The sequence below is a fragment of the Lysinibacillus sp. NPDC086135 genome (assembly GCF_044746345.1).
Taxonomy (GTDB): Bacteria; Bacillota; Bacilli; order Bacillales_A; family Planococcaceae; genus Lysinibacillus.
The window spans coordinates 132,480-144,275 of record NZ_JBIVCA010000004.1; the positions used below are offsets into that span (position 1 = coordinate 132,480).

The window sequence follows — 11,796 nt, forward strand, 5'->3', positions numbered from 1 at the left end:
ATAATTATATATTTAAAGGGGATGTTTTTACCGTGATTATTCTTTATACACGTACAGTATGCCCAAAGTGTACTTTAATCAAAACACTTCTTGATTCAGCAGAGGTGGCATACAAACAAGTCAACTTAGACTTTGATGAAAAAGCAGAAGCGGAGCTTAAGGAAAAAGGATTCATGGGCCTACCTATCGCACTTGCTGAAGGTCAATATTATGCTGACGTTCCTTCAATTCAGGCTCTCATTGCTCAAAAGGCATGATAGCCTACGCTAGTAGAACTGGTAACGTGAGAGATATTGTGGGAAGACTAGATAAGTCTATTCCTATAATGGAGATTACAGTTAGTACTATTGTTCAAGACCCCTATTACTTGCTAACTTATACAGATAAGTTAGGGGAAGCGCCTGAGGTAGTAAGACAATTCCTATCTTCACATGAAGAAAATAGGGAAAATCTTAGAGGTGTAATCGCAAGTGGTAACACAAATTTTGGAAAGCAGAATTTTTGTGGCTCTGCTATTGAGATCTCTCAGTGGTTAAGAGTTCCAATAATACGCATGATTGATCTACGAGGTAATCAGGATGATATAGCAACTATTAGCAGTAGCTATAGAAAAATGATTGCAGGTGAACAAGTTTGAAAAATTATTTAATGTTAAACAACGAGGTTCTTAATACTTACAAAACATTGGGTATTATTGACCGAGAGAAGGACAGAGAAGCTACAAGTGACTTCTTTTTTGAAGAGATCAATCGTAAAACAATGTTCTTCCATACGCTTGAAGAAAAGATTAACTACATAAAGCGTGAGAATTATTATGAAACGGAATTCTTAGACAAATATTCATTTAAGTTTGTTAAGAAAATCTTCAAACTAGCTTATGATTATAAGTTTAGATTCCCAACGTTTATGAGTGCTAGTAAGTTCTACAGCTCATATGCACTAAAAACTCGTGATGGAAACAACTTCTTAGAGCGATATGAAGATAGAATGGCTATAGTTTCCTTATATTTAGCTCAAGGTAAGCGTAAAGACGCTGAGGATTGGATTCATTACTTAATGCGTAGTTACCAACCTGCAACACCAACTTTCATTAATGTTGGTAAAAAAGCTCGCGGTGAGTTTGTGTCATGTTTCAAGATTGCTATGGCAGACAACATGAACTCAATCGCTCACAATATAGGAAATGCTCTACAGCTATCGAAGCTAGGCGGGGGGGTTGGTATTTCACTAACTGATTTACGTTGTGCAAAGGACCCAATCAAAGGCATTGAGAACCGAGCGTCAGGTGTTATACCTGTTGCTAAGTTGCTAGAGAACTCATTCTCATATGCGAATCAATTAGGTCAACGAGCAGGTTCAGGCGTTATTTGGCTCAATGTGTTTCATGGTGATATTGAGGACTTTATCTCCGCTAAGAAACCAAATGCAGATGAAAAGATTCGCCTTGCTACTTTAAGTACAGGTATCATTTTCCCTGATATTTTCTTCGAGTTAGCTCGTCAGGATAAGGATATTGTTCTATTCTCTCCTTATGATATTAAGAATGAGTATGGTAAAACTATGTCTGAAATCTCGATTACTGACATGTACTACGAGTTACTTGATAATCCTAATATTCGAAAACTGAAACGCCTTAATGCACGTAAGTTGTACACTGACATTAAGAAATCTCAGATTGAGAGTGGTTATCCATTCGAAATGTTTGATGATAATGTCAACAAAGCACACCCACTGAAAAAGATAGGGCGAGTGAAAATCACTAACCTATGTACAGAAATCATGCAATTAATGGAAACCTCTGAAATCAATGATTATGATGAAGTAGATATTATTGGTCTTGATGTAAGTTGTAACTTAGGTTCACTTGATATTCACAATGCAGTTAAAGAAGAAGACTTTGAAAAGTTAGTTAACGCTTCAATGCGGATGCTGACACAAGTTTCTCTATTAACTAACATTAACAATGTGCCTGCGGTTGCTCGTGCTAACCAAGAAATGCACTCAGTAGGATTAGGTGTTATGAACCTTCATGGTCACTTTGTTTCTCAGGGTATCATGTATGGAAGCGAGGAAGCCAACGAGCTCATTGACGCTTTCTTCACAGCATTAAACTACTACTCTATTAAGGCTTCTGTAGAGATTGCAAAGGAACGTAAGAAGACATTCTATCGTTTCGAAGATTCTGACTACGCAAGTGGTGAATATTTCGAGCATTACTACAGAAAAGAACTAGTAATTACTTCTGAAAAAGCTAAACAGGCGCTAGGTAATGTTCCAATCATCACTATTGCCATGTGGAAAAAATTAGCTCAAGAAGTTAAAGAACATGGTATGTTCCATGCATACAGATTGGCAATTGCACCTACAGGTTCAATTAGTTACATTAGAAGCTCAAGTGCTTCAATGTCACCAATCACAGAGCGTGTAGAAGTGCGAGACTACGCTGATTCGAGAACAATTTACCCCATGCCTTACCTTGATAATAACAACAAACATCTTTATGTTGAAGCATACGATATGGACATGTTTAAGATGATTGATTCCTACGCAATCGCTCAGAAACACGTTGATCAGGCTATTTCAATGACATTGTACATTAAAGATAATTGGACAACAGAACAGTTAGCTAAAGTGTATATTTACGCATGGCTAAAAGGGATTAAATCAGTCTACTACGTGCGACAACGTATGCAAACAATTGAAGAATGTGAAAGTTGTTCAGTATAAAAGAAGGTGTTATAGATAAATGAAAGTATTATCGGAAAGAGCGTATATACAAAAAAGATTTGAAAAAGTCTTTGAAGCTGTCAATTGGAACAAACAATTAGGCTTACATGAAGTCTTTTGGAAACAACAGGTCAAGCAGTTTTGGTTGCCTGAGGAAGTAGCGGTATCTAAAGATCTTTTAGGTTGGAAGCAATTTGAGTTTCAAGTAACCTATATGCGAGTTTTAGCAGGGCTTACTTTATTAGATACAATTCAAACAAACGTAGGAATGAATGAGCTTTCACGCTTTGTTAAAAACCTACAACAGAAAGCATTGTACTCATTGTTTGGTGCGTTCGAAGCAATTCATGCTAAATCATACAGCTATATCTTTACAACACTTGCAACGAACTCTCAGATTGATGAAGTATTCGAATGGGTTAAGAACAATCCATATCTTCAATATAAAGCGAGGAAGATTGAAGCAATTTACTCAGCTATTAAAGAAGATGATGATGTTTCACTATGGAAAGCACATTTTTCTTCTGTGATGTTAGAATCATTCCTGTTTTACTCAGGGTTCTTCTATCCACTTTACTTAGGGGGGCATGGGATACTCAAAAATAGTGCTGAGGTTATCTCATTAATCGTTCGTGATGAATCAATTCATGGGGTTGCAGTAGGTTACGAAGCTCAGGAAATGTTTAAGACGTTTGATAAAGCAACTCAGGATGAATTAAAGATTTGGGGCTATGAGCTTTTAGCAGACCTTTATATGAATGAGTTAAAGTACACAGATGATGTGTACGCTGAAACAGGGGTAGGTGGTAAGGTTAAGGCTTATGTGCGCTACAACGCAAACAAAGCTCTAATGAACTTAGGCTTAGATACTATGTTCCCTGGCGAAGAAGTAGACCCAATTGTTATGAACGGTATTCGTACTGATTCAGTGACACATGATTTCTTCTCGCAAAAGGGCAATAGTTATACAATGGCTAATGTTGCACCTATTACTGACGAAACATTCTACTTTAAAGGGATCAATATTTAATTGGCGCTATCAAAAATAATATAATAATATTTAATTAAAAACGTTGTTGGCATTCGATCAAAACGCTGATAACACTAATGCAGAGCTCGAAGCCAACAAAAAGCTTCAAGATAAAATAAAACAACTCATCAAAGGAGATACAGAATAATCTATGCAAAAGCAATTTGTAAAACCACAGGTAAAAGATATTGTCTTTGACCGTAAGCAAAAATTTGAAGGGCGAGTATCTTATATCAACTTCCAAAATAAAACAGCAAAAATTGAAGTCATTGTTGATACAAATAAAGAGCTTCAACAACGTACAACAGAGCTTATTGAATCCAAGCTGTATGACTTAATCGTGTTGGAGAAACATCCTCGTAAAGAGTTTGACAAAAATCGCCATTTTACACTCGTAAAAGAGTTCCAAAGTGCTTTTAATCACCCTGTAGCTGAGAGCCCAACTGCAATTGGAGCAGAAAGAGGTTTAAAACGCACAATTTGGGCAGGTGAGGAATTAGTTGAGTTCCTACACGCTTGCGCAAAAGACAAAGAACAGTTCGCTAAACTTTATTATGCTTTCTTAGAAGGTCTAGCTGAAGCATATAAGAAATCACTAGCAACTGAATTCATCCAAGATAATACTAAGCGTATCGTCGCAATGGCAGACGCTCTAATAGACTTAGACTACTTCCTTAAAGGCTCGTTTGTGGAATTAGGTGTACTACCACAACAACTATTCGAAATTGTCCATGCTTCTAACATGAGCAAGTTGTTCACTGACGAAAATGGTAAAAAGCACCCTAAATATCGCGAGGATGGAAAAGTCCTTAAATCACCTGAGTTCTTCCCACCTGAGCAAAAATTGAAAGAAGAAGTTTTACGTCAAGCTCAAGCTTAATGTATTAGCAGGGGGGTACCCTGCAACTTTTCTAAGAGGTAAACGATATGCAAAATTTCTCTAATACAGAGTGGGAAGGCCTAACAGAAGAAGAGGTTTTTCTATTAAATCGAAGACTAGTTATTACTACAGTTAGAAGAAAGTTTCCTAATAATCAATACTTTTGTACAGCTCATATGCTTGACCTAGATGATTTAGTTCAACTAGGAAACATAGGGCTACTAAATGCAATCAGAACTTTTGAGCCTATTAGAAAAAGTTCATTTAGAACGTATGCAATCAACTGTATATCATGGTCTATTTCTACCAATGCAAAGAAAGAATCACTACGCACAGTTAATACTCAATCATATGATTTAGCTAAGGTTGTGAGTGTAGATACACCACTTAATATGAATGGCAATGAGGAAGAAGCGGTAATTTTCCTCAACACCATAGAAGCAAATGAAAATACTAGCGAAACTGCAGAAGGTAACTTGCTTCAGCAGCAGGTTATTGAGTTCTTAAAAGCAGATAAAGATATAGATGATGAATTGTTATATATTCTTATTGCTAGAACAAAAGAGAAAACAATGAGGGAGATTGCCAAACATTTTGGCAAGCACCCTAACGCAATAAGTCAACGATTAAAAACTCAGAAAGCTATTCGAGTTAAAAATCGCTTGAGAAAATTTTTGAAGAATAGAGATTATTAATGTACCAAACAGCAGATAAGCAATACAACACTATTATTCAACAGATTCTTGATAATGGTGTTATGGATAGTCCTGAGCATGTACGAACTGTCTATGAAGATGGAGAGAAAGCACCGACAAAAGCGATTATCAATGTACAGATGAAGTTTGACAATAGTATAGGTGCTATTGTGTTAACAACAAAGCGAGTGCCATTGAAAGACCCAATCAAAGAACTATTTTGGATTTGGCAGAAAATGTCTAACGAAGTCTTTGACCTACAGCAAATGGGCTGTCACGTTTGGGATGAATGGGAGCTTAAAGATGGAACAATCGGAAATGCTTACGGTTGGCAACTTCGAAACAAATACCAGCGAATTATAGCTGACAGAACATTCCTAGAGATGGTTCGAAATGGAGAGCTATCTGAGAAGCCTGATGAAGTTCTTACGGATGAAGAATTTGAGAACGCTGTGGCTTACTGTGAGGAATACATAGAGTATGTTGACTTAAATCAAGTGGATTACTTATTGTACATACTTAAAAAGAACCCTCACTCACGTAGAATTAAAACTACTCTGTGGAGTGTAGAAGACTTACAAGAAATGGCTTTACAACCATGTGTGTATGAAACACATTGGCAACTGTTTGATGGTAAGTTGGCACTTACTGTAAATATCCGTTCTAATGATATGGCATTAGGTAACCCTTATAACATCTATCAATACTCAATTTTGCACCGATTAATCGCACAGGTGACAGGTCATGAAGTTGGTGAGTTGTGTATCAACATTGATAACGCACATATCTATGACAGGCACTTAGAGACTATCGAGAAACAGATTAAGGGAGAGTTGCATGAGCCTCCTACAATTTGGATTAACCCTGAAGTAAAAAGCTTCTATGACTTCACAATGAATGATATTAAGGTTCAAGATTACAAACATAATGGTAGATTCTCTTACGAAATTGCTATATAAAAGGAGAAATTAATATGAGTTTGGCGTATCAAAAGGAGAGAAACAAACAGTAACCAAAGAAACTGAAGAAAAGCTACCAAAATTTGAAGTGATAAGTTTTGAAAAAATAGACTTTGATTTTGAGCAAAAAGTTCTTAATGTATATAGTGAGGTCATTTGAAAAAACATCAAGCTTTATGTAGATGAAGCTGTTACTTACTATACTTGAAGATTCTAAAGCTGTTGTATTAGGTGACACTAACCGTTTCGTATGTGTAAAACTTTCTATACCACCAAAGAAGCCGAAGACCTAGTTATTCTAGGTTTTTTCTTTTTGAAAAATAGTTTAAATATTTTTCATAGCTTTTCTTGTGTGATTATTTCTAAAATTCCGTAAAGTTGATAGGTGGGTAAATTTACTGTTATTTTTCTAAAAAAGCGTTATGATAGTAGGAATGATATGGTAATACAGCACCAAAGAAAGTAGGAAATGACATGACTAAGTATGAAACATTATTGTTTGACGTGGATGACACATTATTAGATTTTGACTTAGCTGAAAATGCAGCACTTGACCGTTTATTTAAACAGGAAAATATTGCAGTAACTCCAACGATGATTGCTCGTTATAAAGAGATTAATGAATCTATGTGGCGTGCTTTTGAACGTGGTGAGGTGTCTAAAGAAGCACTACATAACACTCGATTTTCAATTGCTTTTAAGGAATTCGGCTTAGAAGTTGATGGAGAGCATTTTGAGGCGATTTTTCAAAAATATTTGAAAGAGGCACATCATTATGTAGACGGTGCCTACGAGGTAATTGAACAGCTTGCAGATAACTATGCGTTATATGTCGTTTCAAATGGTAAAACAATTACCCAAAATAAACGACTAGAGGATGCAAATTTAGCACAATTTTTCAAAGGTATTTTTATCTCGGAGCAAACAGGCTATCAAAAACCAATGCCCGCTTTTTTCGATTATGTTTTTGAACGTATCGATAATATAAATAGAGATAAAACCTTGATTATTGGTGATTCCTTAACATCTGATGTTAAAGGAGGACTACAAGCTGGAATTGATACATGCTGGTTTAATATACGTGATATAGAAAATACAAGCGATATTGAACCACAATATGAAATTAAAAAGCTTCATGATTTACACTTGTTGTTAGATAACAAAGTGGCGATTTTTTAGGTAAATATTTATACTACGCCTCAATTGTTCGTAAGCTCGAACAATTGAATTTTATAAAAATACAATGTTTATGGATAATTAAATCCAGTATGATTGTGTTAAATGAAAGAAGGGAGAAATAAGATGAAAGGAAAAATTTCAAAGGGTGTATTGGTTGGACTGTTAGGTATATCATTGGCCATTCCAATGCAGGCATATGCCTATCAAGAGCCAACTAGTTATGTACATATGAAAACGCCAAATATGACGGTGTACTCTGCATATGGTGCTACAATTAATGCATCAGAAAAAGGCGATATTTTTAGTGTTAAAGCAAATATTGTCAATAACCGTCAGCCATTAGAAGTGGAAATTTTTAAAAATGGTCAGGATGGGGTCTTAAAACAAGTTGTTAAAAAGGGGGCATTGGAGCCGGTTGCTTATCGAGATTTAAATGACCGAGTAATTGCCACTATTCATAATAATGCAGAATTGAAATTTGATAATTCACCGCCTAATTATTTTCGTGATATAGGAAGATCAACGTATAGTTCGTATATTAGTACTTTATCGAGGAGGGGCATCGTTCAAGGTAAAACAGCTGATAACTTTGGTGTCAATGATTCCCTAACACGTGCACAAGTTAGTGCATTATTAACTCGCGCATTTAGCTTTCAACAAGTACAAACACAACAATTCAAAGACATAGATGCTAAAAAATCTTGGTATAGCGGTTATGTTGGTGCCTTGCATTCGCTAGGAATCATAAACGGAAAAACGCCAACTATATTTGATCCAAATGGAAAAATCACACGCCAGCAGGCAATTTTAATGCTTGGTCGAACATTAGAAGCTGTTAATTTTGTCCAAGAAGAAGAGTATGTGATTTTACCTTATCAGGATAGCTACTATCTCCAAGAGGAATCATTGCGTCATACTGAGACTTTGTATGCAATCGGTGCTCTAGATACCAATACAAATCTATTGCCAAATCAATTTATTACCCGTGGAGAGTTTGCTAAAATGTTAGCAATGACTTTAAGCGCAGCTGGAAGATTGTAATTTATATTATCAATTTCGCCATAGCGTAATCGTTGCTGCTGACGCTTTGCTGTCGCACAGAAACCAATCGTTGCTGACGCTACGCTTTCGCACAGAAAACATTTGCCTGAATGAAGATAAATTTTGCCGAGCATAACAACGTCTCGGCTTTTTTGCTAGTAAATTATATTCAATGGAACGTATAGAAGAACTAGAGCACCGGCGCGAACTTCAAATAAAGCTATACATAGTGCTCATGTATAAAAATCTATAGAACGGGCAAAACCTTTTATGAGACTAGTTTCCATGAAAGGGGAATATACGATGAATACTGTTTTAACTATAAAAAAGCGCGATAAAGGGCAACAATCATCATTAACTCAACTTAGACAAAATGGTGCTATTCCGGGCGTTGTATATGGCTATCAAATGGAATCAACAGCGATATCACTAGATGCCAGACAATTTGCGAAAATATTAGCTCAATTCGGCAATAAAAATGTTTTTCAATTAGATGTAGACGGTAAACAGATCAATGCAGTGTTAACAGAAGTACAACGCTGTGCGTTAAAGGGGAATGTTAAGCATGTAGATTTCAAGTCCATTAATATGGCAGAGGAACTAGAGGTTGATATTCCTGTAACGGTTACTGGTAATGCTATTGGAGTTGCAGATGGTGGATTCCTATTACAGCCTAATCGTGAAGTTCGAATAAAAGTAAGTCCAACAGAAATTCCTGAAACAATAGAGATTGATGTGACTGGAGTAGCCATCGGGACATCACTTTATGTAGGAGATATTCGTCAACAGTTTTCCTTTGAAATTTTACAGGAAGATGACTATACATTAGTGACGATTACACCACCTGCCGCTGAAAATGTGCAGGAAGACATAGTGGATGGGACCCCTGAAGTAATCGGGGGTACTGGGAAAAATCCATCTGATTCAGAAAAATAGAAACAAAAAAGGAGCCATCTTACATTCGATAAGTGGCTCCTTATAGTTTATGCTATAAGCTTGTGTATGGAATGGCGATAACGGAAATACGTGATTAGATACAAGCTGCCAGTTGCTAAAAATAGCCATGGTGGGATAATGCGTATGATGGCGAATGGTGTTTCAAATAAAAAAGAAAATAGAAAATCATAACCCTTTGCATCCCATAAACCTGGCGTAAAATAAGCATCTTTTATATTGAAAAAGTAATAATAATGGTCATTGGAATAAAAAATCATTAACCATATAAAAGATAGCACTGCCCAATTGCTGGAATGTTTCATTAATCGTTTATATTTAGAAATTTTCGAATCATTATCAGAAAATAATTCATCGTTGCCATCTTTTCTTTTTAACCAATAATAGGTACCATCATACGATTTTCCCTTTAATGCTTGCCATCCAAAATCCTCATATAACTGTTTATAGTTAGTTCGTTTTTCACTCCGAAGATCTTGCCGATAATCAATACGGATAATTTGTTCAAGATCAGCTGTCTTTTTAAATGTATAAAATCCGCTAGAACTTACATTTGTACAAACCCACCCGTTGGACAACATATGATTTAACCATTGCTCTTCCTTTTCGATATCAAAAAAAATTTTAAACTTTTTCATGTCCATCAGCCCCCTCATATAAAGATAAAATTCGCTGTAATCTTTGTTGTTCGACAGCTAGTATTTCTAGTCCCTCAGCTGTTGTTTGATAAACCTTACGCCTCGTATCATGGGTCTCTACAGGCGAAATCCAATGATATTTCAATAAATTTTCAATTGCGCCATACATAGTACCAGCAGCAATCCTTACACTACCAGCGCTCATTTCTTCGATTTTTTGCATCATTGCATAACCATGTAATGGTTCACGTAAGGCGAGTAGAATATAATGCATGGTTTCAGATAAAGGGAGTAATTTATGTTTTTTCACAAGTTCACCTCGTATACAGTTCGACTATATAGTTCGATTATATATAGTTGAACTGTATATTGCAACCGAATAAAAAAAGACAATGCACTTTTGCATTGTCTTGTAGGCCTATACTACAGCGCTTTTCACGCCAGTCCATCTCATAAATAATTTTTCATTATACGTTAAAGCAAATTGTACAATCGGTCCGAGTCCGAAAGCCATTAGTACCGTACCAACGCCGATAGGACCACCTAGTAAAAAGCCGATTAAAGCGACAGTTACTTCCATAGTTGTTCGGGAGCGTGTGACACTCCAGCCAAGCTTATGGACCATTAAAAGCATTAATGAATCACGAGGACCAATCCCTAAATTTGCCACCATATACATACCGCAACCCCAGCCAAGTAATAGTAAGCCACATACATATGAAAGAAGTTGCATCCAAAAACCATCTATATCAGGAAGCAAATAGTTAAAAATGTCAATAAAAATTCCTGCTAAAAACATATCTATAAACGTACCCGGCAGTGGAAACTTCTTTGTAATTACTATATCAAACGCTATTATGGCTAGCCCGATGAGAATGGACCAAATACCAATGGTTAATCCTAATGTTTTAGCTAGTCCAATATGTAACACATCCCATGAACCAACACCGAAAATCTGACCTTTAATTGTCAATGTTATACCTAAGGATAAAAGCAAAATACCCGTTAAGAAGAACAGACACCGTGTGAAAAATGCTTGCTTCATCATTATAACCCTCATTCTAAAAATTCATGTTGTTCAACAAATTATTATAACAATAGATTTTAAAATGAATCGAATATTGTCAATTCACATTTTTCAAAAAATAGGATTAGGTAAGCTAAATAAGGACAGAATAGTAGGGATAAGAAAGGATGAGATGATATGACCTCTGTGCGAGATGAAATACTAGAAGTTTTAAATCGTGAAAAAATAGGAACGATGGCAACAGTTGAGAATGGCAAACCGTACTCACGCTATATGACATTCCAACATGAAGATTTTGTATTATATACAGTAACGAATAAACATTCTGAAAAAATGGAGGAGCTTCGTAAAAATCCATATACACATATATTGTATGGATACGAAAATAGAGGCTTTGGTGATACGTATGTTGAAATTGAAGGAAAGCTAACAGAAATTCTAGAGGAAGGAATAAAAAATAAATTAGCTGAATTTTTTACAAACATTTTCGTTGGTAATCATGATGAAATGATTACACTAAAAATCGAACCAACTCGTATGCGCTTGATGAATAAAAAAGGGGAGCCACCTAAAGAACTCGAATTTACAAACGACCATTAAGATGTGGTCGTTTTTTGATTATTTATCGAAGATGGAGAAATATTCTGTGTTACATGATAAATCTTA

14 protein-coding genes are annotated in these 11,796 nt (G+C 35.8%); 11 read left to right on the plus strand and 3 right to left on the minus strand.

Annotation, left to right across the window (positions count from 1 at the left end):
* Nucleotides 1-32: 32 nt before the first annotated feature.
* From ACIPKN_RS07515 to ACIPKN_RS07560, 10 genes are all read left to right on the plus strand, one after another.
* Complete coding sequence (locus tag ACIPKN_RS07515) at nucleotides 33-257, plus strand: glutaredoxin family protein (protein ID WP_400934704.1); 225 nt, start codon at nucleotides 33-35, stop codon at nucleotides 255-257.
* Nucleotides 254-637, plus strand: a complete 384-nt coding sequence (nrdI, locus tag ACIPKN_RS07520) for a class Ib ribonucleoside-diphosphate reductase assembly flavoprotein NrdI (RefSeq protein WP_400934705.1) — start codon at nucleotides 254-256, stop codon at nucleotides 635-637. Before ACIPKN_RS07515 ends, nrdI begins: the two co-directional genes overlap by 4 nt.
* The gene (gene nrdE, locus ACIPKN_RS07525; RefSeq protein WP_400934707.1) at nucleotides 634-2,727 is read left to right on the plus strand and encodes a class 1b ribonucleoside-diphosphate reductase subunit alpha; all 2,094 of its coding nucleotides are present in this window, start codon (nucleotides 634-636) and stop codon (nucleotides 2,725-2,727) included. The genes nrdI and nrdE overlap by 4 nt, the downstream gene beginning before the upstream one ends.
* A gap of 19 nt (nucleotides 2,728-2,746) precedes the next feature.
* The gene (nrdF, locus tag ACIPKN_RS07530; protein WP_400934708.1) at nucleotides 2,747-3,757 is read left to right on the plus strand and encodes a class 1b ribonucleoside-diphosphate reductase subunit beta; all 1,011 of its coding nucleotides are present in this window, start codon (nucleotides 2,747-2,749) and stop codon (nucleotides 3,755-3,757) included.
* A 151-nt stretch (nucleotides 3,758-3,908) separates the two neighbouring features.
* Nucleotides 3,909-4,637 carry a pyrophosphohydrolase domain-containing protein gene (locus ACIPKN_RS07535; protein WP_400934709.1) on the plus strand — a complete coding sequence of 243 codons (729 nt, stop codon included), beginning with the start codon at nucleotides 3,909-3,911 and terminating at the stop codon, nucleotides 4,635-4,637.
* A gap of 47 nt (nucleotides 4,638-4,684) precedes the next feature.
* On the plus strand, nucleotides 4,685-5,332 hold the full coding sequence (locus ACIPKN_RS07540) for a sigma-70 family RNA polymerase sigma factor (RefSeq protein WP_400934711.1): 648 nt from the start codon (nucleotides 4,685-4,687) through the stop codon (nucleotides 5,330-5,332).
* Complete coding sequence (gene thyA, locus ACIPKN_RS07545; RefSeq protein ID WP_400934712.1) at nucleotides 5,332-6,291, plus strand: thymidylate synthase; 960 nt, start codon at nucleotides 5,332-5,334, stop codon at nucleotides 6,289-6,291. The genes ACIPKN_RS07540 and thyA overlap by 1 nt, the downstream gene beginning before the upstream one ends.
* 474 nt (nucleotides 6,292-6,765) lie before the next feature.
* The gene (locus ACIPKN_RS07550) at nucleotides 6,766-7,470 is read left to right on the plus strand and encodes a YjjG family noncanonical pyrimidine nucleotidase (protein ID WP_400934714.1); all 705 of its coding nucleotides are present in this window, start codon (nucleotides 6,766-6,768) and stop codon (nucleotides 7,468-7,470) included.
* Nucleotides 7,471-7,593: 123 nt separating this feature from the next.
* Nucleotides 7,594-8,511, plus strand: a complete 918-nt coding sequence (locus ACIPKN_RS07555) for an S-layer homology domain-containing protein (protein ID WP_400934716.1) — start codon at nucleotides 7,594-7,596, stop codon at nucleotides 8,509-8,511.
* Nucleotides 8,512-8,814: 303 nt separating this feature from the next.
* Nucleotides 8,815-9,447: a 50S ribosomal protein L25/general stress protein Ctc gene (locus ACIPKN_RS07560; RefSeq protein WP_400934718.1), complete on the plus strand. Its 633-nt coding sequence runs from the start codon at nucleotides 8,815-8,817 to the stop codon at nucleotides 9,445-9,447.
* A 47-nt stretch (nucleotides 9,448-9,494) separates the two neighbouring features.
* Here the strand turns inward: ACIPKN_RS07560 and ACIPKN_RS07565 are convergent, their stop codons facing one another.
* The 3 genes from ACIPKN_RS07565 to ACIPKN_RS07575 form a co-directional block, all read right to left on the minus strand.
* A complete protein-coding gene (locus ACIPKN_RS07565) occupies nucleotides 9,495-10,103 on the minus strand; it encodes a DUF2812 domain-containing protein (RefSeq protein WP_400934720.1) in 609 nt (202 codons plus the stop codon).
* Nucleotides 10,090-10,377 carry a PadR family transcriptional regulator gene (locus ACIPKN_RS07570; RefSeq protein ID WP_185903372.1) on the minus strand — a complete coding sequence of 96 codons (288 nt, stop codon included), beginning with the start codon at nucleotides 10,375-10,377 and terminating at the stop codon, nucleotides 10,090-10,092. The genes ACIPKN_RS07565 and ACIPKN_RS07570 overlap by 14 nt, the downstream gene beginning before the upstream one ends.
* Before the next feature lie 144 nt (nucleotides 10,378-10,521).
* A complete protein-coding gene (locus tag ACIPKN_RS07575) occupies nucleotides 10,522-11,151 on the minus strand; it encodes a YczE/YyaS/YitT family protein (RefSeq protein WP_400934722.1) in 630 nt (209 codons plus the stop codon).
* 156 nt (nucleotides 11,152-11,307) lie between these two features.
* On the opposite strand from ACIPKN_RS07575, the gene ACIPKN_RS07580 reads away from it, so the two are divergent.
* Nucleotides 11,308-11,730, plus strand: coding sequence for a pyridoxamine 5'-phosphate oxidase family protein (locus tag ACIPKN_RS07580; protein WP_400934724.1), 423 nt, complete (start codon nucleotides 11,308-11,310; stop codon nucleotides 11,728-11,730).
* Nucleotides 11,731-11,796 lie beyond the last annotated feature (66 nt).

Coding starts and splice junctions, on each gene's coding strand:
- ACIPKN_RS07540 (WP_400934711.1), top strand. CDS start 4,685: ATGCAAAATTTCTCTAATACAGAGTGGGAAGGCCTAACAGAAGAAGAG.
- ACIPKN_RS07565 (WP_400934720.1), bottom strand. CDS start 10,103: ATGAAAAAGTTTAAAATTTTTTTTGATATCGAAAAGGAAGAGCAATGG.
- ACIPKN_RS07575 (WP_400934722.1), bottom strand. CDS start 11,151: ATGATGAAGCAAGCATTTTTCACACGGTGTCTGTTCTTCTTAACGGGT.
- ACIPKN_RS07580 (WP_400934724.1), top strand. CDS start 11,308: ATGACCTCTGTGCGAGATGAAATACTAGAAGTTTTAAATCGTGAAAAA.
- ACIPKN_RS07555 (WP_400934716.1), top strand. CDS start 7,594: ATGAAAGGAAAAATTTCAAAGGGTGTATTGGTTGGACTGTTAGGTATA.
- ACIPKN_RS07550 (WP_400934714.1), top strand. CDS start 6,766: ATGACTAAGTATGAAACATTATTGTTTGACGTGGATGACACATTATTA.
- nrdF (WP_400934708.1), top strand. CDS start 2,747: ATGAAAGTATTATCGGAAAGAGCGTATATACAAAAAAGATTTGAAAAA.
- ACIPKN_RS07570 (WP_185903372.1), bottom strand. CDS start 10,377: ATGCATTATATTCTACTCGCCTTACGTGAACCATTACATGGTTATGCA.
- thyA (WP_400934712.1), top strand. CDS start 5,332: ATGTACCAAACAGCAGATAAGCAATACAACACTATTATTCAACAGATT.
- ACIPKN_RS07535 (WP_400934709.1), top strand. CDS start 3,909: ATGCAAAAGCAATTTGTAAAACCACAGGTAAAAGATATTGTCTTTGAC.
- nrdI (WP_400934705.1), top strand. CDS start 254: ATGATAGCCTACGCTAGTAGAACTGGTAACGTGAGAGATATTGTGGGA.
- ACIPKN_RS07560 (WP_400934718.1), top strand. CDS start 8,815: ATGAATACTGTTTTAACTATAAAAAAGCGCGATAAAGGGCAACAATCA.